Source organism: Aeromonas sp. 603404, from assembly GCF_049171775.1.
Classification (GTDB): Bacteria; Pseudomonadota; Gammaproteobacteria; order Enterobacterales; family Aeromonadaceae; genus Aeromonas; species Aeromonas veronii_A.
This window is the reverse complement of record NZ_JAAKPE010000001.1, coordinates 26,077-46,393: the sequence shown is the minus strand read 5'-3', so window position 1 is coordinate 46,393 and position 20,317 is coordinate 26,077. Positions and strand designations below refer to the sequence as shown.

Sequence of the window (20,317 nt, the reverse complement as noted above, 5' to 3'; positions counted from 1 at the left end):
AGGTGCCCCGTCGCCTGAGAGGAATTAACGGATCTGCAAGATGGTCTGCTGCAGCGAACTGTTGACCTCCAGAGATCGGGAGTTCGCCTGGAAGTTACGCTGGGCAGTGATCAGATCAACCAGTTCGGAGGTCAAATCTACGTTGGATTGCTCCAGCGCCGACGATTTGATGGTACCGAAGGTGCCTGAATTGGGCGTTCCCGGCAAAGCATCGCCGGAGAGCAGGGATTGCCGCCAGGAAGTATCACCCACCTGGGTCAGCCCTTGCGAGTTGGCAAATTTGGCCATGGCCACCATGGCTACCTTGATGGTGGTGGCATTGCTGTAGGTTGCAGAGACAATCCCATCCGGCGTGATCTCGACCTTGGTCAAACGGCCGACAGTGGAACCATCCTGTGACAACTTGTTGACTTCAAACGGTGAGGCATATTGGGTCACAGTGCCGAAAGTGATATCTACCTGCTGGGTAGGATCCGCACCATTGGTAATAATCCCCGCTCCTGCTGCACCCAACTGCTCCGTTTGGATGTTTGCCGGTGTGGTCGGAGTAATCATTTTACCATCGGCACCAAAGGTAATTCGGGCACCGGCAGGTGCAGGATTCAACCCTGTGGCCATTGTTGGCGTCACCCCTCCGACGATATCGACCGGCTTGTCACCTTGATAGAGATACATGCGCCAAGCTGTCGGGCTGGCTGGCTTGGTCAGGTCTGTTGGATCTGCCTCTTTGACAAAATACTGGGTGATAGTGTGAGGTTCACCGAGCGAGTCATAAATCACCACTGAGGTGGATGAGGAGTAGGTTTTGGAATCCTTAGGGTCAAAGGTGGAGGCATCCCCCGCACCATTACCTGCAGGCAGGGGCGATGCGGTGGAAGGCAAGTTGAAACTTGCATCAATCTTGCTGGTTTTGATCGGCTCACCCGCCCGATCAGGGATCTGGATCGGCTTGGTCGCATTGATACTGACCGCCTTGGGTGTGCCATCGGCATTGATCTCGTAGCCTTGCAGATAGTGGCCCTGATTGTTAACCATATAGCTGTTTTCATTGAGCTTGAATGCACCGGCACGGGTGTAAGTCCGATCCAGGTTGGTCAAACCATCAGAGGTGACAAAGAAGCCGTTCCCCTGAATGGCCAAATCCAGCGCGTTATTGGTAAATTGCAGCGCCCCCTGATGGAACTGCTGGGCAACAGCACCGGTCGCCACACCGTTACCGACCTGAGTCTTGGCATTGACAAAGATGGAGTTGGCGTAGACATCCGCAAACTCGGCACGGGACTCTTTAAAGCCCATTGTATTGACGTTCGCAATGTTGTTAGCGGTGACGTTCAAGTCTTTTTGTGCCGCGTTGACACCGCTCAAGGCATTGTTAAATGACATATCCAGCTCCTTAGATCGATGCTGTCGACGTGGTTTTTGACGGAGTAGCCGTCTGGTTTGGATTGGTGCCTGATATTTGCAGGACGGAACTCAGCAGGGTGCTACCCAGTCCCTTCAAATTAAGCATTGTGGGGTTTGTTGCATTCCCCAGGGCAACGCTATCGACCTTGCCATAAGCGTATGTGGGAATAGTTTCTGCCTTGCCATCCACACTACCACTGGCCTTGATCACGTATTTGCCTGGCTTGACCCGGTTGCCCGCCTTGTCAGTGCCATCCCAGGCGATCTCCACATTGCCCTTCTGTTCTCCTTCCAGGCTAAATTCCTTGATGACCTGACCCGCCTCGTCTTCAACGATAATCTTGACACCCGCGTATTGATTGGTCGTGCCAACCTGAACGACACCGGAGACAGGGCCCTCCTTGTCCAGATAGCCCACATTGCTAGGCAAGAGTACATTCTGGCCAACCAGAGAAGATGCTTGCAGAGCCTGGCTGGAGATCATCTGCTCATTGAGCTTGCCCATCTGGGTAGACAGACTGCTGATCCCCTCCGAGGTAGACATGGAAGCCATCTGGGAGAGCATCTGGGCATTGTCCACCGGCTTGAAGGGATCCTGATATGACAGTTGCATGGTCAGCAGTTTCATAAACGAAGCCTGATCCAGCTCTTTCTTCGGCGTCGTTGTGGTGCCTGTGGTCTGGGTCGTGGTACGGCCAATGCCGTTCACACTGTTTGTGGTGTCGACCATGTTGCATCCCTCCTATCAGGATTTGCCAAGCTGGAGCGTCTGCTGCAGCATCTTCTTGGCCGAATCTGCAACCTGTACATTGGTCTGGTAGCTGCGCGAGGCATTGATCATGTCAGCCATCTCTTCAACCATGTTGACGTTCGGTTTGAAGATAAAGCCATCCTTGTCCGCCATAGGGTGGTTAGGGTTGTACTCCTTGAGCAGTGGAGCCTTGCTCTCGACAATCCCCTTCACCTCAACGCCGACCGATCCCTGCTTATCTGACATGGCCTGATCGAGCTGAGCGGCAAAAATTGGCCGCCTTGCGTGGTAAGTGTTTTCCACGCTGGAGCTTACGCTGTCCGCGTTGGCCATATTGCTGGCAACCGTATTGAGGCGCACGGACTGCGCACTCATGGCCGAGCCGGCAATATCAAAGACCTTGAACAAACTCATCACTGCTCTCCTTTCAGGGCTTTAAGCAGGCCACTGATCTTGCGATTCATAAATTCCAGGGAGGTTTGGTACTCCAGACTGTTGCGCAAGAACTCGCTCCGCTCCTGCTGCACATCCACCGTGTTGCCATCACCCGTATCAGGCTGCAACGGATTGCGGTATTGAACAGTACCGGGGGCATCCATATTCAAGGCAAAGTGCTTTTCACTGGTTGTTACCAGGCCAAAACCCTGTTTATGCTGGGCATCCTGCAATGCCTGTGCAAAGTTGATATCCCTTGCTTTAAAACCTGGCGTGTCCGCATTGGCAATATTGCTGGACAACACCTCGGCACGCTTGGCGCGAACACCCAGCGTGTATTGATGGATACCAAATGCCTTGTCGAATGAAAAAGCCATAGCACACCTCCTGCTTGGTATATTTTTCTTGCAAGAGATGTGCCAGACGATTTTCAAAATGTTGCCAGATTGTCGAGCCTAGCTATGAAAGCCTTTAGACGGAGTCCAAGGATCTGCTGCGCGATAGATAGGAACATGGTGCAATGCCATCACGAATGGAGCTATAAGAATGGAGCCATAAAGAGAGAAGGAGGCACTGTGCCTCCTTCTCTTATAACAATGTCACCAATCACAACTCATTGAATACCATGGGCTGCAACGTTATTTGACCTTGTAAACAATTCCGGGATTGCACCGAATCATCTCGAATCGGTCAGTCAAACCCGCCAGCGATTCCGACGCTCCCAGCATCAGGTATCCACCAGGATTGAGGCTGGATGCAAACTGGTTGAGGATTTTTGACTTCACTTCCGGTGCAAAGTAGATAAGCACGTTACGGCAAAAAATGATGTCAAATTTACCGAGCAGACTATAACTCTCCAGCAGATTGAGCGGCCGGAAGGTGGTCAATTTTCTGACTCGCTCTACCACCCGCATTTTGTTGTCACCATAGGGCTCAAAAAACATCTTCTTGCGCTCTGGCGACAATCCGCGTGCCAAAGCCAGACTGTCATATACCCCTTCCTTGCACTGATTCAGCATGGTAGTCGATATGTCTGTCCCGACAATCTGCACTCCACCGGGCAAGGTACCCGGCTTCTTCATCTGCTGCTCCAGCGCCGTCATGGCGATAGAATATGGCTCCTGTCCCGAAGATGAGGCAGCAGACCAAATCTTGACAGGGCGACCACTTTTGCCCAATTCAGGAAAAATCTTGTCGGTCAGCAGCTGGAACGGATATGTATCACGAAACCAGAGGGTCTCGTTAGTGGTCATCGCATCAACAACCGCCATTTTCAGGTCACGCTCTCGTACACTCATTGCACGGGTGACCAGTTCAGACAGACTCTCGATGCCAAACTGTGCCATCAAAGGTGAAAGACGGCTCTTCACCAGATACTGTTTGTTATCACCCAGCACGATCCCGCTCTGAACCGCAAGAAAGTTGCTGAACTGTTTGTATAAGTCATCCGAAAGTGTCTTCATGCAGCTGTTCTTCTTTAAATTAGAGTGCGTTTTGTACGGCTTTGGCCAATTCATCAGGCTGGAACTTGGCAATAAAGTTGTTTGCACCAACTTTTTGCACCATAGCCTGGTTAAATACACCACTGAGCGAGGTATGCAGAATAACATGCAAATCTTTGAGATTGGGATTATTCCGGATCTCGGCAGTGAATGTATAGCCATCCATCTCGGGCATTTCGATATCGGAAATCACCAGCGCAATCTGATCCTTGATAGGGCCATTTTTGGTCATCTCCAGCAGCATGTTCAATGCTTCGCGGCCATCTTTTGCCAGCACGCATTCAACTCCGATCGCCTCCAGCGCACGCTGTACCTGTTTGCGCGCAACCGAAGAGTCGTCAGCAACCAATACGGGACGTCCCAAGGTCGGATGCTCGACACTGGCCTCCACCAGCTCCTGGCTGACCTCAGTAGAAACCGGAGATATTTCGTTGAGAATACGTTCAACGTCGAGGATCTCGACCAACTCGCCATCAACCTCGGTAACCGCCGTCATATAGTTGATGCGACCAGCCCCCTTGGGGGGAGGAAGGATAGATTCCCAGTTCATATTGATGATGCGCTCGACCGAGTGCACCAAAAAACCCTGAATGGAGCGGTTGTACTCGGAGATGATAATGAAGCACTTGCTCAAATCTTCAATGGGGCGCTTGCCCATTGCCATGCTGAGATCGATGACCGAGATAGTCTGGCCACGAATATGAGCCACTCCGCGAATACAGGAGTTCAACTTGGGCATCACGGTCAAGGGGGGGCACTGCAACACTTCACGCACTTTGAATACGTTGATGCCAAATCTTTGACGTCCATTGAGACGAAACAACAACAATTCCAGCCGGTTTTGCCCCACTAGCTGGGTACGTTGGTTGACCGAGTCCAGGATACTGGCCATAAACACTCCCTAAAAACGCTTGGCATTAATCATGCATGCGTGATGGATTGCGTCAGACTATCGATGTGACAACAAACAGATTCTGAAGCAATCATAGTTAAATATGGTGATATGCGTGAACAACTTATCGACCGACGAGCGAAAATGATTAACCGACTTTTACTCATCAGCCTCTTTTTTGGCAGCATATCCTCGAGCCATGCCTCGGATGTCACAACCTATCTGAGAGAGCAAGCACAAGAGTTCGTTTATGGTCAACTCGATCTGCCGCTGGATGCCAGAGCAGAGGTCACTGCCGCGACCCTTGATGAGAGACTCCCGCTAACCCGTTGCGATGATCTGTTGACCATCAGCTTGCCAGCAAAAATGGAAATTCGTCGTAATACAACTATTTACATGAAGTGTGAGGAAGAAAAACCCTGGGATGTCTACTTGCCGGTAAGGGTCAGTATTCAAAAACCCTTTGTTACTGTCACCGACCCCATTGCCAAAGGGGATCTGCTGAATGAAAGCAAGCTGGTAGTGGCGTTTCAGGATCAAACCCTGATCCGTGGTGACTATCTGACCAACCCGGCCCCTCTGATTGGGGTACGCAGCAAGCGGGAGATCAAACCGGGACAGCCCATCCGCTTGAGCCAGGTTTGCGTGATATGTAAAGGGGATCAGGTCACCCTGACTGCCGAAAACAGCAACTTCCAGATCAAAACCATGGCCCGAGCCTTGCAAGATGGCAGTTTCGGAGAGATCATCAAACTCGTCAATATTCGCTCCGGCAAAACGGTGGAAGGTAAAGTCACAGCAGTCGGTGCCGCATCGGTCACTTTTTGATATCCGGAGCCTGAACAATTTTTTTTCTAAAGTTTTGAGCTGCCGCACCGATAAACAGGTAAGCAAACCTTAAAGCAGACGAAGGTAACTAAAATGGCCATCAACAATATCAACAACTTGGCGAATAATCGGTTGCAAAATACCGCTAATAGCCAAGGGACAGGCAGCAAGTCAGTCACCTCATCGCCCGAAAACAAAGCGACCACTGTCAAGCTGGACTCCGTCTCCTTGACCAGTGAGGCGCAACAATTGCAAAAAATGCAACAGAACCTCAATACCGCCTCAACCGGCAACGAGAGCAAGGTTGAACGACTGAAAAAAGCCGTCGCGAGTGGCGAATATCAGGTTAACAGCGACGCTGTAGCCAAGAAGATGTTCAGTTTCGAGGCCAATCTGGACAAAGTTCTGGGATGATGGACTTACCTTCGTTACTGCACACCCAAGATGATTACCTCAGCCAGATGCAAGGCATTCTGGAAGAGGAGTTCAGCTTGCTCGAGCAGCATCAGGCACTGGCCCTGCCTGCACTGACCGAGCGCAAACAGCAGTTGCTTGCTGCGATAGAAACTCTGGACAAGACACTGGCAGAGATGCCGGAACTGGCACTGCAGCTGGCAGCCTATCCCGACGAGATGGCGCAGCTTCGTGCAAAACTGGATGCCTGCCAGGCACAAAATGATATCAACGGTCGCTTGCTTGAATTGAGCATCGTCTCCAACCGTCGTCTGGCAACCTTTCTGAGTCAGTTGCGTGATCGCAACAGCCTGACCTATGACGCCAAAGGCAATACTCGCTCTGGCACCCGCTCCTACGGTATCAAGGCCTGACATCTCTTATCAGGCCTTGCATTTTTGCTCTCCGTTTTAAAGCGCGAGGCGCAACAACTCCCGCCCATCCTCACACGCGTTGACGCGCAGTACCCCATCCTCATAGCTTCCATAACTGGCTGGCAGCTCGCCGCGCGGGAAACAGATTGACCCCGGGTTCATCAATATCCGTTCCCCCTGCCACTCCAGCACAGGTACATGGGTGTGGCCGCTCAGGAACAGACTACCCGCCGGTAGCTGTACCTCGTCCGGGCGATAAAGATGACCGTGGCTGACAAACCAGCGCCGCTCATCGATCAGCAACTGGTTGTAGGGGGCGGTGATGGGAAAGCGCAACAGCATCTGATCCACTTCGGAATCGCAATTGCCCCGCACCGCGATGATCTGTGGCGCAAGCTCGTTGAGCCTGTCAGCCACTGCCGCCGGGTTATACCCTTCCGGCAGAGGATTACGCGGGCCATGGTTGAGCAGATCGCCGAGCAGCAGATAGTGATCCGGCTGCCAGGAGTCAAGTCGGGTCAACACCCGCTCCAGCGCAATGATGCTGCCGTGGATGTCGGAAATGATGGCAAGTTTCATGAAATGCTCCTCACTGCGGGCTGAAATAGAGATCCTTGGTGGCAATCGTCCCTTTCAAATTCTGGCTGGGCAGTCCCCGCAGGGTGGGGTCAACCAGTCTCATCTGATTGTAATGATACACGGGGAGGATCGGCGCCTCTTCAAGCAGCAACTGTTCGGCATGCCGGTACAATTCAACCCGACTCGCACTGTCCAGCGTATTGGCAGCCTGCTCCAGCAGCAGATCAAAATCGGGATTGCAGTAGCCGCTCTCGTTGCGCAGATCCTGACAACGGAAGCTGCCCAATATGGCTGACGGCTCCACGTAATCGCCAAACAGGAAACTTCTGGCCACCTGGAAATCACCGCTATCCTTGGCCACCTGATAGGTGCCCCACTCCAGACTGTTGAGGGTGACCTGTACCCCCAGCTTCTGCCACATGGCAGCAATGGCCATTGCCATCTGCTTGTGGGTGTCGGCACTGTTGTAGGTAATGCTCAGCTTGAGTGGATTAGCGCTGTTATACCCGGCCGCTGACAGCAGTGCAGCCGCTTTGGCCTGACGGGTCGGCATATCTTCAAGCGCGACAGGCAATACCACCCGGGGGTAACCTGGCATCTCCGGCAACAGCGACCATGCCGCCTGTTCACCCTGCCCGCTCACCGATTCAATGAGCTGCAGTCGATCAATCGCCATGGAGAGCGCCTGACGCACCCGCACATCCTGCAGTTCCGGGCGTTTCAAATTGAATGCATAGAGATAGGTACCAAACAGCGGCAAGCCCCAGAGCCGCTCCGGGGATCCGCGCTTCATCTTCTGGTAATAGCCGAGGGAGACCTTGTTGGTCAGCTGGATTTCACCGGCCTCATAACGCAGCCGCTCCGCATGTTGCGAGGTGATCGGCAGGTAGGTGACTCGCCCGATGCGAGTGTGGCGATCGTCCCAGTAGTGGATATTGCGTTCGGCTTCGAGTCTCTCGTTAGGCACCCAACTAGCCAAACGATACGCCCCATTGCTCACCAGCTTGCCGGGCTCGGTCCACTGTTTGCCAAACTGGGCTATCACCTGCCGATTGACCGGTACAAAGGGACGCTGACTTATTAGCTGCAAAAAATAAGGAACCGGCCGCTCCAGGGTGACTTTCAGGATCTGATCGCTTTGCGCCTCAATGCCAAGATTGTCGAGCTCCAGTGCGCCGGCATAGATGGATTGCGCATTGTTGATCCCCATGGCCAACAGCAATCCGGCAGAAGGGGAGTTGATGGCCGGATCGAGCAGACGGCGCCAGGCATAGACGAAATCAGCGGCCACCAGCGGCTCGCCATTGGACCACTTCAGTTGGGGGCGCAGGAAAAATCGCCACTCCAGCCCATCTTCACTGACCTCCCAGCGCTGTGCCTGAGCCGGGACGATATGCCCCTGGCCATCCTCACTGACCAGCCCTTCAAAAAGATCGACCAACACGGCTTCCCCCGGAAAACCGGAGCGCACCAGTGCCGGGTCAAGGGATTCCGGTTCGGCACCATTGCCTTTGACCAACATCTGCCGGTCGGCCACAGGAGGCTGCTGTACAACGGCTGTTGCATGAGCCTGTGGAACGGCCAGCGCGGCAAGCAATAGGGGGGGGAGCCAGCGTCGCGCCAGCGTGGGGAAGAAACCAGACCTCATGACAAAACCTCGAATAAAACTACTGCAGGAGGGGGAAGGCCGACGGCTCGCCTTATGAATGCCTGATGCCGCGCTTGTTATCCCCGAAAACGCCCCGTATTGTATCGGGCTTGCCCGGGAGATGGAGTCTTTCGGGAGATTTTTTTCAGGAGTTTTTATGGGTTATGAGTGGCTGGCCCTCGCCTCGGCCAGTTTATGGGCAATTGCAGCGCTGATTTCGGTCAAACCGGCCCGTCATCTCGGCGCATTTGCCTACAGCCGCTGGCGCATGTTTCTGGTCAGCCTGATGCTCGGCAGCATCAGCCTGCTCAGCGGCGGCTGGCAAACCCTCACCGCCGGCACACTTCCACTGCTCGCCCTCTCCGGACTTATCGGCATTTTTATTGGTGATACGGCGCTCTATGCCTGCATGAACAGGATGGGCCCAAGACGCAGCGGCCTGCTCTTCTCCTGTCATGCCCTCTTCTCAGCCATGCTGGGGCTCTGGTTGTTTAATGAGCCACTGACCGGATGGCGCTTGCTGGGTGCCTTGCTGGTTTTTGTCGGCGTGATGCTGGCGATCCTGTTTGGCAGGCGCAGCAACAATAACGAGTGGGAGCAGATCCGTGGCGGCCTGGGAATCGGCATCACGCTGGGTCTCACCGCTGCGCTTTGCCAGAGTCTCGGTGTGATCATCGCCAAACCTGTGATGATGAGCGGCAATGTCGATGCCGTCAGCGCGTCCGGGGTCAGAATGGCCACCGCGTTGCTGGCACACTGCAGCTTGCGACTGGCAGGAATGCCTATTGCACGTCCGTTAAACCCTATCAACCGTAGGGTCCTAGCTATGATCATCGCTAATGGCTTCCTGGCGATGACGCTAGGCATGACGCTGATCCTGATTGCGTTACGGCAGGGCGAGGTTGGCATGGTGGCCATTCTCTCCTCCACCACGCCGGTACTGCTGCTGCCACTGTTGTGGTGGCACTCGGGGGAGCGGCCATCCATTGCCGCCTGGGTGGGGGCACTGATTGCCACCCTGGGTACGGCACTGGTGCTGGGTTTCAGCACTCACTGACACCCGGCAACAAGCTTGATCAGAACAGGGCGATCTCGTCAACGGTCAGCTCACGGTATTCACCGAGAGCAAGCGTCTCATCCAGCGTCAGGCCGCCAATCCGCTCGCGATGCAAGCCAACGACCTTGTTACCGATGGAGGCAAACATCCGCTTGACCTGATGGTACTTGCCTTCGTGAATTGTCAGCCTGGCCTCGCACTCACCGAGAATTTCCAGCTGGGCTGGACGGGTTTTATCGGTCTCGTTGCGCAGGTAGACCCCTTCGGCGAACAACTCGATTGCATCCGGGCTCACCGGGTCGGCCAGCCAGACGTGATAGGTTTTGGCACATTCGCGACGCGGCGAGGTGATGCGATGGGACCATTGACCATCGTCGGTCACCAACACCAGTCCGGTGGTATCGAGGTCAAGGCGCCCCACCACGTGCAGCTTGCCCATCGCCGGCTCATCCATCAGGAAGAAAACGGTCGGGTGATCCGGATCCTCGTTGGAGCAGACATACCCTTCCGGTTTGTGCAGCATGAAATAACGGTTGCGCTGCTCCAGCGTCAGCAGCACGCCGTCAAACTCGATCTGGCTCTGCTCATTGATATGAAAGGCAGGCTGCTTGACCACAATGCCATCCACCATGACCTCACCCTGACGGATCAGTTTGCCTGCCAGCGAGCGGGTCAAATCGGAACAATCGCACAGAAATTTATCAAGCCGCATTCACAACCTCGGAGTCCAACAAGTAAAGGGGCGTCATTATATCGGGCGGGGGCGACAACGCCACTGTTAAGGGGTTGCCAATTATGACGAACTGGTCATCCGATGTTACACTTCTCGGGTGCAATCCATCCGCACGATACTCATAATAATAAGAGTCAGGAAGCCCTCATGAAGTCTCAAGCATCCTACCCCGTCATTCCCGTCAACCAGCTGAAACCCGGCATGTATGTCATTGCTATCGCCAGCCAGACAGGTGGGATGGAGATTGCCCGGATGGGCATGGTGACCAGTGTGGCGCAAATTGCCAATCTGGTGCGTCAGGGGGTGCTCACGGTACGCATCGATCTGGCCCGCAGCAAGCTGGGCAGTACCGAGAGTGACGCCATCACCTCCCCTGACCTCAATGCCAACAGTGCTCAGGCAGGACGCCGGGTCGGGGCCAACGGCGAAGGGCGGGAGCTGAAGATCCGCCGCCTCTATCAGGAGGCGCGCGAGCTGCAAGGCAAGTTCATTCGTCAGCTCAAGGCGGGTGAACCCATCAACATCACCCCGCTCGCCGAAGTCGCCGAGGAGATGGTGGACACCATGTTCACCCATGGCGATGCCATGCTCTGCCTGGCCCGTATTCGTGCCAAGGATGCCTATCTGATGGAGCACTCCATGAACGTGGCCATCCTGCTGGCCAACTTCGGCCGTTATCTGGGGCTGGAGCGCAGCGTGCTCAAGGAGTTGACTCTGGGAGGGCTGTTGCACGACGTGGGCAAGATCATGACGCCGGACGAGGTGCTCAACAAACCGGGCAAGCTGACCGACGAGGAGTTTGCCATCATGCGCCAGCATGTGGTGCATAGCTACGACATTCTCCGCAATACCCCCGGCATCACCCCAACCATGCTGGAAGTAGCCGCCAACCACCACGAGCGGCTCGATGGTACTGGCTACCCACTAAGGCTCAAAGGGGATGAACTCTCCCTCTATACCCGCATGAGCGGTATTGTCGATGTCTATGACGCAGTAACTGCCGACAGAGTCTACAAGGCTGGCATGCAACCCACCCAGGCCTTTCGCATTCTGCTAAAGGGAGTCAACCAGCACTTCGATGCCGAACTGGTCACCAAGTTCATCAAGTGCATGGGGGTCTATCCGGTGGGAACGCTGGTACAGCTTTCAAACCAGCGGTTGGCCATCGTGATGCAGCGCAACGAGCAGCAGCCGCTCAAGCCGGTGGTCAAGGTGATCTATCACGCTTCCCAGCGCCACTACCTCGATGTGCAGTGGCTGGATCTGGCCAGATCGAGTGTGAAGGAGAGCATCGAGTGCACGGTCGACCCCAAAGAGTTTGGCATCAACCTCACCAACTTCTTCTAACTCTGCCCTCACGACTGGCGCTGGCTATCGAGCCAGTGCCGGATCAGAAACTCCTCATCCTGCGGCGAGAGATCGAAACGCTGGCTGGCCTCTTCGATGGCGGCGATATCGTACTGGTGGTGCTCACTGAGCCAGCGCACCGCACGTCGCAGATCTTCACCATGGGGGAGCAGCAGATGGTCGCTCATGGGATACCTCCGGTAGATCGCAAGGCAGCCAGCGCATCTGACTGCCTATTACAAGTCTAGTCGGTCAATCCCAATCCCCTCCTGCGTCTCCTCACCCTCCCCCATCTGTCACTGCAATCAGGCAATCAGCGACCGAAAGCTCGCTGCCAATCCTGATCGAACTTCACCAGCGCCGCATCCACCGCTGGCACGTTCATCAGCTGCTCCGCCACATCGAGCGGCAGAGTGATGGACTGGCAACCCGCCAGCAGGCAGTCGAGCGCCTGGCGCGGGGTACGGAACGATGCCGCCAGCACCTTGCTGTTCGGCGCGTGCAGCGCAAGCAGCTGTTGCAGCTCCTGCACGGTGGCGATGCCGTCACCCCCCTGGGCATCCAACCGGTTGACGTAGGGCGCCACGTACTCTGCCCCCGCCACCGCCGCCAGCCAACCCTGCAGCGGGGTATAGACAGCGGTGCCCAAAGTCGGCACACCGTTGGCGGTCAGGCTCTTGATGGCCGCCAGCCCCTCTGCGCATACCGGGATTTTGATCACCAGATCCGGGTCCAGCTCACGCAGAGCGAACGCCTCGCGCACCATCTCGGTTTCGGTTTTGGCCATCACCTGGGCAAACAGGCGCGCCTTGGGCCCCAGCACATCGCGCAAGGCGGGCAGCAGCTCACAGAGCGGCAATCCCCCGGCGGCGGTAATGGAAGGATTGGTGGTGACACCGGCCAACGGCAGGATCCGTGACCAGCGACGCACTGCCGCCACATCGGCGGTATCGAGATACAGCTCCATCTCTAACTCCTTAACGGGATGTTCAATATGTCGCCATTCTAGCGAGAAAACATCTGCAAACAGCTTGATCGAAATCAAATCAACTTTCGAATGAAAGCAAATAGAATGCAAATACAAAAGGAGGCGGTATGATTTTCGACCTGCAACGATATTCAACTCACGATGGCCCCGGCATTCGCACTCTGGTGTTTCTCAAGGGGTGCTCGCTGGCCTGTCGCTGGTGTCAAAACCCGGAAAGCCGCTCTCCCAAGCCGGACATACTACTCGACCGGCGCCAATGCATCGAGGGATGCCGGCTCTGCAGCGACGCCTGCCCGGCAATCTTGCGTGACAGCCAGGGTGTCCAGATCGCCCGCTCAACCCTCGGCAATCAGGATGTGGAACGGCTGCGCGGCCTCTGCCCCAGCGAATCGCTGCAGGTGTGCGGCCGGGAGGAGAGCCTGGACACCCTGATGGCCACCATCTTGCGGGATCGCCCCTTCTTCGAGCGCAGCGGCGGGGGGGTCACCCTCTCCGGCGGCGAGCCCTTCATGCAGCCCGAGTTTGCCGCCAGCCTGCTGGCCCGCTGCAAGGCCGAGGGGCTGCATACTGCGGTGGAAAGTTGCCTGCACGTACCCTGGCACCAGATTGAACCTAGCCTCCCCCACCTCGACCTGCTGCTGGCGGATCTCAAGCATGTGGATGAGGATCGCTTCTTCGACTGGACCCGCGGCAAGGTCGCCCTCCCCCTGGCCAATCTCAAGCGTCTGGCCGAGCGCGGCGTGGCCATGCAGATCCGGGTGCCGCTCATCCCCGGTTTCAATGCCGACCACGCCTCCATCGAGGCCATCACCCAAGCTGCCGCCCGCCTCGGCACCGTGCAGGAGATCCACTTTCTCCCCTACCACACCCTGGGCGCGGGCAAGTACGCCCTGCTCGACCAACCCTATCAGGCGCCCCTGCAGCCACTCGATGACCCGGCACTGCTCGCCTTTGCCCATGAGTGTGCCCGTGCGCAGGGGCTGACCCCGCTCACCCGGGGCTAGGAACAAACCCATGACATCCGCCACTCACTGCCCAATGACCAGAGGATAAGACCATGACCCAGCTCGACCTCACCACCCTGCCCCCGCGGATCCGTGCCCACAAGGAGAGCCTGATCCACATCGTCCAGCCGCCGGTCTGCACCGAGCGGGCCCGCCACTACACGCAAGCCTATCAGGTCCACCTGGCCCGGCCGCTGCCGGTGCGCCGCGCCCTGGCGCTGGCCCACCACCTCAAGGAGCGCACCATCTGGATCAAGCACGACGAGCTCATCGTCGGCAACCAGGCCAGCCAGGTGCGGGCGGCGCCGCTCTTTCCCGAATACACGGTGGGCTGGATCGAGAAGGAGATCGACGAGCTGGCGGATCGCCCCGGCGCCGGTTTTGCGGTGAGCGAGGCGGACAAGCTGGCCATCCACTCCCTCACCCCCTTCTGGCGCGGCCAGACGGTGCAGGATCGCTGCTACGGCCTCTTTACCGACGAGCAGAAGGGACTGCTGGAGAGCGGCATCATCAAGGCCGAGGGCAACATGACCTCGGGGGATGCGCACCTCGCGGTCAACTACGAGCAGCTGCTTGCTCTCGGTCTCGACGGCCTCAAGACCAAGGTGGCCGAGCGGCGCGGCCGGCTCGATCTGGCGGACTGGGCCGATCTGCAGCGCGAGCAGTTCCTGCAGGCCGTCGCCATCACCTTCGATGCCGTCAGCCAGCACATCGAGCGTTACGCCGCGCTGGCCCGCGAGCTGGCGCTGCAGGAGCCGCGCCCAGAGCGCCGCTGCGAGCTTGAGACCATCGCCCTCAACTGCGCCCACATCGCCCACCGGCCCCCCGAGACCTTCTGGCAGGCGCTGCAGCTCTGCTACTTCATCCAGCTCATCCTGCAGATCGAGTCCAACGGCCACTCGGTGTCGTTTGGCCGGATGGACCAGTACCTCTACCCCTGGTATCGCCGCGAAGTAGAGCTGTCGGAATCCCTGCCGCGCACACGCGCCGTCGAGCTGCTGCAAGGGTGCTGGCTCAAGTTGCTGGAGGTGAACAAGATCCGCTCAGGCACCCACTCCAAGGCCTCCGCCGGCAGCCCGCTCTACCAGAACGTCACCATCGGCGGCCAGAACTGGCGCAATGGCAAGGCCCATGATGCGGTCAACGGCCTCTCCTACGCGATTCTGGAGTCCTGCGGCCAGCTGCGCTCCACCCAGCCCAACCTCTCGGTGCGCTACCATGCCGGCATGAGCGAGGATTTCCTCGACGCCTGCATCCAGGTGATCCGCTGCGGCTTTGGCATGCCCGCCTTCAACAACGACGAGGTGGTGATCCCCGAGTTCATCAAGCTCGGGGTGAGCGAGGAGGATGCCCACCACTACGCCGCCATCGGCTGCATCGAAACTGCGGTACCCGGCAAGTGGGGCTATCGCTGCACCGGCATGAGCTTCATCAACTTCGCCCGTATCCTGCTGGCGGCGCTCGATGGCGGCCGCGATGCCACCACCGGCAAGGTCTTCCAGCCCCAGCCCCAGTCACTGCGACAAGGCACGTTCGGCCACTTCGACGAGGTGATGGCCCGCTGGGACGAGCAGGTACGCTACTTCACCCGCAAATCCATCGAGATCGACTGCGTGGTCGACAGCGTGCTGGAGGCCCAAGCCCACGACATCCTCTGCAGCGCCCTTGTGGATGACTGCATCGAGCGCGGCAAGACCATCAAGCAGGGGGGCGCCGTCTATGACTGGGTCTCCGGCCTGCAGGTGGGGATCGCCAACCTGGGCAACAGCCTGGCGGCGCTGAAGAAACTGGTGTTCGAGCAGGGGGTGGTGGATCAGCGCGAGCTGGCCGAAGCGCTCGAGCAGGATTTTGCCGGGCTCGAGGGTGAGCAGCTGCGCCAGCGCCTCACCCACGCGGCCCCCAAATATGGCAACGATCTGGACGAGGTCGACCTGCTGCTGGTACAGGCCTACCAGAGCTACATCGATGAGCTCAAGGGGCTGCACAACACCCGCTTCGGCCGTGGCCCCATCGGCGGCACCTACTATGCGGGCACCTCCTCCATCTCGGCCAACGTGCCGTTTGGGGCGGCCACCATGGCTACGCCGGATGGTCGCCACGCCCACACCCCGCTGGCGGAAGGGGCCAGCCCCGCGTCCGGCTCGGATCGCTTGGGCCCCACGGCGGTGTTCAACTCGCTCGGCAAGCTGCCCACGGCGGCCATTCTCGGCGGGGTGCTGCTCAACCAGAAACTGAGCCCGGTAAGCCTTGAAAACGAGCGGGACAAGGCCAAGCTGATGAGCCTGCTGCGCACCTTCTTCGAGGTGCACAAGGGGTGGCACGTGCAGTACAACATCGTCTCGCGCGAAACCCTGCTGGCCGCCAAGGCCCATCCCGACCAGTATCGGGATCTGGTGGTGCGGGTGGCGGGCTATTCGGCCTTCTTCACCGCCTTATCCCCCGATGCGCAAGATGATATCATCGCCCGCACCGAGCACAGTCTCTGACGGGCCCACCAGGGGCAGCTGTGCCCCTTTATGACCGGCAAGCCACCCGCGCGGTGGCTTGCCGCTATCCACTGCCAGCCAGCGAGGTCCCATGAACCCACGCCACCAACTGATCCTCACCCTGGTCCATCAGGCCCGCAAGATGAGCGTGAGCGAGCTCTCCCAACGTACCGGGGTCTCGGAGGTGACGGTGCGCAACGACCTGACCGCCCTCGAAAAACAGGGGCTGCTCAAGCGCGTGCACGGCTCGGCCATGGCGCTGGAGAGCGACGACCCCGACGCCCGGATGAACATCAATTACCTGCTCAAGGAGCGCCTCGCCGAGCGAGCCGCCCAGCTGGTGGAGGATGGCGAGACGGTCTTTATCGAGGGGGGCAGCGCCAACGCCCTGCTGGCCCGTCATCTGGCCCTGCACAAGCGGGTCACCATCATCACCATCAGCAGCTACATCGCCCACCTGCTGCGCGATACCCAGGCCCAGGTGGTACTGCTCGGTGGCCTGTTCCAGCATCAGAGCGAGAGCGTGGTGGGGCCGCTGACCCGGCTGTGCATCGAGCAGGTGCACTTCTCCAAGGCCTTCATCGGGGTAGACGGTTTTCATCCCGAGATGGGCTTCACCGGCCGCGACATGATGCGGGCCGACGTGGTCAACAGCGTGCTGGCCAAGGGGGTGACCAATGTGGTCATCACCGACAGCAGCAAGTTCGGCGCCATCCACCCGAGCCCGCTCGGCACGCCGGGCCAGATCGGCGTGTTGGTCACCGACGATGCCCTGCCCGCCCCCATGCGGGCCACCCTGACCGCACGCGGCATCACAGTGCACTGCGTCGCCGCCTGAATCGCACCTTGCCCCCCGTTGCCGGGTTGCTCCCCCGCCTGGCGGCTTGACGGCGCCCACCGAGGCTGGGGTATGCTCGTCCTCTTTTGGCCTCTCCTGCCTGAGGCCACAGACCGAAGGACGCCGCATGCACACCAAGGACAAATTTCTGGCCGCTCTGGTCATCCTCTGCTGGGGGCTCAACTTCGTCGCCATCAAGTGGGGGCTGGAGGGGATTCCCCCGCTGCTGCTGGGGGCGCTGCGCTTCGTCGGGGTGGTCTTTCCCGCCATCTTGCTGGTCCCCAGACCCGCCATGCCGTGGCGCTGGCTGCTGGCCTATGGCGGAGCCATCAGTCTGGGGCAGTTCTCCTTTCTGTTCTGCGCCATGAAGTTCGGCATGCCGGCGGGCATGGCCTCGCTGGTGCTGCAATCCCAGGTGGTGTTCACCCTGCTGTTCGCCATGATCTGGCTGGGTGAGCGCTGGCAACCCCACCACTGGGTGGCCCTGCCACTGGCGGGGGCCGGTCTCTATCTCATTGCCACCCATGGCGAAGGCAACCTCACTCTGCTCGGCTTCGTGCTGACCCTCTGCGCGGCCGCCTGCTGGGGCCTTGGCAACGTCATCAATCGCCAGATCGGGCTGCGCTACCAGACCACGCTGCCCAGCCTTATCGCCTGGAGCGGAGTGGTGCCCATCCTTCCCTTCCTCGCCCTCTCCTGGTTGTTCGAGGGGCCCGAGCTGATGGCCAGCAGCCTGCTCAACATCAGCTGGCAGGGTTTCCTGTGCGTGCTCTATCTCTCCTTTGTCGCCACCTGGCTCGGCTACGGCCTGTGGGGACGGCTGCTGATGCGCTACCCAGTGGCGCAGGTGGCCCCTCTCTCCCTGCTGGTGCCCTGCGTCGGCATGGTGGCCGCGGCCCTGCTGCTGGACGAGCACCCCACTCCCTTGCAGTGGCTGGGCTCGGCTCTGGTGCTGCTGGGATTCGTGGTGCATCTGCTGGGCGGCCGGCTGCGCTGGTTCAAGCAGCAGGCCGTCTGATCCTTATTTGCCCGCCGCCATTGACCAGGGCGGGGAAACTTTCCATGATGAGCCAGCCCCCATCGGGGCTGGAGCCACCAGCGAGTGGCCTGCAGGACGCAGCCATCAGGAGAGCAAGGACATGCCATCGACCTTCACTGCAAACCCCCGCATCATCCCGCGCCTTCTGCGCACCAGTGCCATTGCCCTGACCCTCTGTCTGAGCCACTACGGCTGGAGCGCCACCCTGCCGACCGATCTGACGTGGGAGAGCAACAACCAGGACCCTCTCTATGCCGATCCGGCCGCCAAACGCGGCGGCACCTTTCGCACCTTTATGACCAGCTTCCCCCTGACCCTGCGCAAATATGGCCCCGACTCCAACGGCGGCTTTGCCGGTTACGTGCGGGAAACCAACCTGCCACTGCTGAGCACTCATCCCGTCACCGGCAACCCCATGCCAATGCTGGCAAACGAGTGGGCCTTCGGGCCTGACCACAAGACCCTCTATTTTCGCATCAATCCCAAAGCGCGCTGGTCAGACGGCCAGCCGGTCACCGCCGATGACTGGCTCTTTACCCTCAAGATGATGCGCAGCAAAGAGATCAACGACCCCTGGTACAACAACTACTACAGCACCCAGATAGCAGACATCACCAAGTTTGATGATCACACCCTGGCCATCACCAGCGGCACCGAAAAGAGCCGCCAGGATCTGCTCGAATCGCTGCCCATCAGCCCGGAGCCGAGCCACGCCATCAAGCTCACCACCAACTGGGTCAAGGAGTACAACTGGAAGGTGTTGCCGGTCACCGGCCCCTATCAGATCGATCAGGTGAAAAAGGGTAAATCGGTCACCTTCAAACGGATTGAAAACTGGTGGGGGGATGACGAGCGCTACTTCCAGCATCGCTTCAATCCTGCGCGGATCGAGATCAAGGTGCTCAGGGATCTGAACATCGCCTGGCAGCACTTCCTGCGCGGCGATCTCGACAGCTTCCCGCTGGTGATCCCCAACTGGTGGCACGACAAGACCAACACCGCCGAGTTCGAGAAGGGGTATATCGAGCGGCGCTGGTTCTACAACCAGACACCCCAGCCCCCAACGGGGCTCTATCTCAACACCGCCGATCCGCTGCTGCGCAATCTCGATGTGCGGCTCGGCATCCAGCACGCCCTCAATCTCGACAAGATGCTCACCACCCTGCTGCGGGGGGATTACCAGCGCCTCAACAGCTACGGCTCTGGCCAGGGGGAGTTCACCAACACGGATCTCAAGGCCCGTCCGTTTGATCCCGAGCTGGCGCGCCACTACTTCGCCAAGGCCGGTTTCACCAAGCCCGGCCCCGACGGCACCCTGCAAAACAGCCAGGGCCAGCCGCTGACCCTGGCCATCACCTACACCACGGCGGAGCACGCCCAGCGCCTCACCCTGCTGCGCGAAGAGGCCAAGAAGGCGGGGCTCAACCTCGAGCTCAACCTGATGGATGCCTCGGCCGGCTTCAAGTCGATGCTGGAGAAAAAGCACCAGAGCGCCTGGATGGCCTGGTCAGGCAGCCGTTATCCCGCCTATTGGGAGTTCTTCCACAAGATCAACGCCAACAAGCCGCAGACCAACAACATCATGAACATCGATGACGACGCCATCACGACTCTGGTGGAGCAGTTCGACAAGGAGTTCGACTTCGCCAAAAAAGCGGCGCTGTCGCGCCAGATCCAGCAGCGGCTCTATGAGCTGGCAAGCTTCGTGCCTGCATATCAGGTGCCCTACACCCGGGAAGGGGCATGGCGCTGGGTCAAACTGCCAAAAGTACCAGCAACGCCCAAGAGCGAGCAGCTCTATTGGCCACTCGGTGGCGACAACAGCGGTTACAGCTATGGCGGTCTGCTGTGGATCGATGAAGAGCTAAAATCCGAGACCAGGGCAGCCATCAAGAGTGGCAAGACTTTCCCGGCCGAGCCCATCATCGACACCACCTATCGCCAGCCCTGATAGCGACA

21 protein-coding genes are annotated in these 20,317 nt (G+C 58.4%); 10 read left to right on the top strand and 11 right to left on the bottom strand.

Going from position 1 to position 20,317, the window contains the following annotated elements:
* Positions 1–24 precede the first annotated feature (24 nt).
* From flgE to G5306_RS00190, 6 genes are all read right to left on the bottom strand, one after another.
* Entirely contained in the window at positions 25–1,383 is a 1,359-nt protein-coding gene (gene flgE / locus G5306_RS00215; protein ID WP_227340839.1) for a flagellar hook protein FlgE, read from the bottom strand.
* A gap of 10 nt (positions 1,384–1,393) precedes the next feature.
* Positions 1,394–2,134 carry a flagellar hook assembly protein FlgD gene (locus tag G5306_RS00210; RefSeq protein WP_216954111.1) on the bottom strand — a complete coding sequence of 247 codons (741 nt, stop codon included), beginning with the start codon at positions 2,132–2,134 and terminating at the stop codon, positions 1,394–1,396.
* A 15-nt stretch (positions 2,135–2,149) separates the two neighbouring features.
* The gene (gene flgC / locus G5306_RS00205; RefSeq protein ID WP_005344527.1) at positions 2,150–2,569 is read right to left on the bottom strand and encodes a flagellar basal body rod protein FlgC; all 420 of its coding nucleotides are present in this window, start codon (positions 2,567–2,569) and stop codon (positions 2,150–2,152) included.
* The gene (flgB, locus tag G5306_RS00200; protein WP_005344526.1) at positions 2,569–2,967 is read right to left on the bottom strand and encodes a flagellar basal body rod protein FlgB; all 399 of its coding nucleotides are present in this window, start codon (positions 2,965–2,967) and stop codon (positions 2,569–2,571) included. Before flgB ends, flgC begins: the two co-directional genes overlap by 1 nt.
* Positions 2,968–3,228: 261 nt before the next feature.
* Positions 3,229–4,053 carry a CheR family methyltransferase gene (locus G5306_RS00195; RefSeq protein WP_005344525.1) on the bottom strand — a complete coding sequence of 275 codons (825 nt, stop codon included), beginning with the start codon at positions 4,051–4,053 and terminating at the stop codon, positions 3,229–3,231.
* 19 nt (positions 4,054–4,072) lie between these two features.
* On the bottom strand, positions 4,073–4,984 hold the full coding sequence (locus G5306_RS00190; protein WP_005344523.1) for a chemotaxis protein CheV: 912 nt from the start codon (positions 4,982–4,984) through the stop codon (positions 4,073–4,075).
* Between the two features lie 144 nt (positions 4,985–5,128).
* Here G5306_RS00190 and flgA point away from each other — a divergent pair, with 144 nt between their 5' ends.
* From flgA to G5306_RS00175, 3 genes are all read left to right on the top strand, one after another.
* Positions 5,129–5,812, top strand: a complete 684-nt coding sequence (flgA, locus tag G5306_RS00185) for a flagellar basal body P-ring formation chaperone FlgA (protein ID WP_421312417.1) — start codon at positions 5,129–5,131, stop codon at positions 5,810–5,812.
* A gap of 93 nt (positions 5,813–5,905) precedes the next feature.
* The gene (gene flgM, locus G5306_RS00180) at positions 5,906–6,226 is read left to right on the top strand and encodes a flagellar biosynthesis anti-sigma factor FlgM (RefSeq protein ID WP_005344518.1); all 321 of its coding nucleotides are present in this window, start codon (positions 5,906–5,908) and stop codon (positions 6,224–6,226) included.
* Positions 6,223–6,639: a flagella synthesis protein FlgN gene (locus tag G5306_RS00175; protein ID WP_040066163.1), complete on the top strand. Its 417-nt coding sequence runs from the start codon at positions 6,223–6,225 to the stop codon at positions 6,637–6,639. Before flgM ends, G5306_RS00175 begins: the two co-directional genes overlap by 4 nt.
* Before the next feature lie 36 nt (positions 6,640–6,675).
* On the opposite strand, the gene yfcE is transcribed toward G5306_RS00175, so the two are convergent.
* Together yfcE and G5306_RS00165 are read right to left on the bottom strand one after the other, a co-directional pair.
* Positions 6,676–7,218 (bottom strand): phosphodiesterase, encoded by a 543-nt coding sequence (gene yfcE, locus G5306_RS00170; protein WP_227340840.1) that lies wholly within the window; start codon positions 7,216–7,218, stop codon positions 6,676–6,678.
* 10 nt (positions 7,219–7,228) lie between these two features.
* A complete protein-coding gene (locus G5306_RS00165) occupies positions 7,229–8,866 on the bottom strand; it encodes a peptide ABC transporter substrate-binding protein (RefSeq protein ID WP_421208147.1) in 1,638 nt (545 codons plus the stop codon).
* Between the two features lie 157 nt (positions 8,867–9,023).
* Between G5306_RS00165 and G5306_RS00160 the strand changes: the two genes are divergently transcribed.
* A complete protein-coding gene (locus tag G5306_RS00160) occupies positions 9,024–9,923 on the top strand; it encodes a DMT family transporter (RefSeq protein WP_421208145.1) in 900 nt (299 codons plus the stop codon).
* Between the two features lie 19 nt (positions 9,924–9,942).
* On the opposite strand, the gene rsuA is transcribed toward G5306_RS00160, so the two are convergent.
* A complete protein-coding gene (gene rsuA / locus G5306_RS00155) occupies positions 9,943–10,635 on the bottom strand; it encodes a 16S rRNA pseudouridine(516) synthase RsuA (protein WP_421208144.1) in 693 nt (230 codons plus the stop codon).
* Positions 10,636–10,803: 168 nt separating this feature from the next.
* Here rsuA and G5306_RS00150 point away from each other — a divergent pair, with 168 nt between their 5' ends.
* Positions 10,804–12,003 carry an HD-GYP domain-containing protein gene (locus G5306_RS00150; RefSeq protein WP_421204654.1) on the top strand — a complete coding sequence of 400 codons (1,200 nt, stop codon included), beginning with the start codon at positions 10,804–10,806 and terminating at the stop codon, positions 12,001–12,003.
* Between the two features lie 8 nt (positions 12,004–12,011).
* Here G5306_RS00150 and G5306_RS00145 read toward each other — a convergent pair whose 3' ends face one another.
* Both G5306_RS00145 and fsa read right to left on the bottom strand, forming a co-directional pair.
* Positions 12,012–12,191, bottom strand: coding sequence for a hypothetical protein (locus G5306_RS00145; RefSeq protein ID WP_421312013.1), 180 nt, complete (start codon positions 12,189–12,191; stop codon positions 12,012–12,014).
* A 125-nt stretch (positions 12,192–12,316) separates the two neighbouring features.
* A complete protein-coding gene (gene fsa, locus G5306_RS00140) occupies positions 12,317–12,970 on the bottom strand; it encodes a fructose-6-phosphate aldolase (protein ID WP_227340846.1) in 654 nt (217 codons plus the stop codon).
* A gap of 128 nt (positions 12,971–13,098) precedes the next feature.
* Between fsa and G5306_RS00135 the strand changes: the two genes are divergently transcribed.
* From G5306_RS00135 to G5306_RS00115, 5 genes are all read left to right on the top strand, one after another.
* Positions 13,099–13,995 carry a glycyl-radical enzyme activating protein gene (locus tag G5306_RS00135; RefSeq protein ID WP_421312012.1) on the top strand — a complete coding sequence of 299 codons (897 nt, stop codon included), beginning with the start codon at positions 13,099–13,101 and terminating at the stop codon, positions 13,993–13,995.
* A 53-nt stretch (positions 13,996–14,048) separates the two neighbouring features.
* Positions 14,049–16,481: a formate C-acetyltransferase/glycerol dehydratase family glycyl radical enzyme gene (locus G5306_RS00130; protein WP_421312011.1), complete on the top strand. Its 2,433-nt coding sequence runs from the start codon at positions 14,049–14,051 to the stop codon at positions 16,479–16,481.
* A gap of 91 nt (positions 16,482–16,572) precedes the next feature.
* Positions 16,573–17,319 carry a DNA-binding transcriptional regulator YciT gene (locus tag G5306_RS00125; RefSeq protein ID WP_029303991.1) on the top strand — a complete coding sequence of 249 codons (747 nt, stop codon included), beginning with the start codon at positions 16,573–16,575 and terminating at the stop codon, positions 17,317–17,319.
* A 127-nt stretch (positions 17,320–17,446) separates the two neighbouring features.
* A complete protein-coding gene (locus tag G5306_RS00120) occupies positions 17,447–18,337 on the top strand; it encodes an EamA family transporter (RefSeq protein ID WP_421312009.1) in 891 nt (296 codons plus the stop codon).
* 121 nt (positions 18,338–18,458) lie between these two features.
* Positions 18,459–20,309, top strand: coding sequence for an extracellular solute-binding protein (locus tag G5306_RS00115; protein WP_421312008.1), 1,851 nt, complete (start codon positions 18,459–18,461; stop codon positions 20,307–20,309).
* The last annotated feature ends 8 nt before the right edge of the window (positions 20,310–20,317 follow it).

Coding starts and splice junctions, on each gene's coding strand:
- G5306_RS00210 (WP_216954111.1), bottom strand. CDS start 2,134: ATGGTCGACACCACAAACAGTGTGAACGGCATTGGCCGTACCACGACC.
- G5306_RS00145 (WP_421312013.1), bottom strand. CDS start 12,191: ATGAGCGACCATCTGCTGCTCCCCCATGGTGAAGATCTGCGACGTGCG.
- G5306_RS00150 (WP_421204654.1), top strand. CDS start 10,804: ATGAAGTCTCAAGCATCCTACCCCGTCATTCCCGTCAACCAGCTGAAA.
- yfcE (WP_227340840.1), bottom strand. CDS start 7,218: ATGAAACTTGCCATCATTTCCGACATCCACGGCAGCATCATTGCGCTG.
- flgM (WP_005344518.1), top strand. CDS start 5,906: ATGGCCATCAACAATATCAACAACTTGGCGAATAATCGGTTGCAAAAT.
- G5306_RS00130 (WP_421312011.1), top strand. CDS start 14,049: ATGACCCAGCTCGACCTCACCACCCTGCCCCCGCGGATCCGTGCCCAC.
- G5306_RS00165 (WP_421208147.1), bottom strand. CDS start 8,866: ATGAGGTCTGGTTTCTTCCCCACGCTGGCGCGACGCTGGCTCCCCCCC.
- G5306_RS00115 (WP_421312008.1), top strand. CDS start 18,459: ATGCCATCGACCTTCACTGCAAACCCCCGCATCATCCCGCGCCTTCTG.
- G5306_RS00125 (WP_029303991.1), top strand. CDS start 16,573: ATGAACCCACGCCACCAACTGATCCTCACCCTGGTCCATCAGGCCCGC.
- G5306_RS00135 (WP_421312012.1), top strand. CDS start 13,099: ATGATTTTCGACCTGCAACGATATTCAACTCACGATGGCCCCGGCATT.
- fsa (WP_227340846.1), bottom strand. CDS start 12,970: ATGGAGCTGTATCTCGATACCGCCGATGTGGCGGCAGTGCGTCGCTGG.
- G5306_RS00120 (WP_421312009.1), top strand. CDS start 17,447: ATGCACACCAAGGACAAATTTCTGGCCGCTCTGGTCATCCTCTGCTGG.
- rsuA (WP_421208144.1), bottom strand. CDS start 10,635: ATGCGGCTTGATAAATTTCTGTGCGATTGTTCCGATTTGACCCGCTCG.
- G5306_RS00175 (WP_040066163.1), top strand. CDS start 6,223: ATGATGGACTTACCTTCGTTACTGCACACCCAAGATGATTACCTCAGC.
- flgA (WP_421312417.1), top strand. CDS start 5,129: ATGATTAACCGACTTTTACTCATCAGCCTCTTTTTTGGCAGCATATCC.
- flgE (WP_227340839.1), bottom strand. CDS start 1,383: ATGTCATTTAACAATGCCTTGAGCGGTGTCAACGCGGCACAAAAAGAC.
- flgB (WP_005344526.1), bottom strand. CDS start 2,967: ATGGCTTTTTCATTCGACAAGGCATTTGGTATCCATCAATACACGCTG.
- G5306_RS00195 (WP_005344525.1), bottom strand. CDS start 4,053: ATGAAGACACTTTCGGATGACTTATACAAACAGTTCAGCAACTTTCTT.
- G5306_RS00190 (WP_005344523.1), bottom strand. CDS start 4,984: ATGGCCAGTATCCTGGACTCGGTCAACCAACGTACCCAGCTAGTGGGG.
- G5306_RS00160 (WP_421208145.1), top strand. CDS start 9,024: ATGGGTTATGAGTGGCTGGCCCTCGCCTCGGCCAGTTTATGGGCAATT.
- flgC (WP_005344527.1), bottom strand. CDS start 2,569: ATGAGTTTGTTCAAGGTCTTTGATATTGCCGGCTCGGCCATGAGTGCG.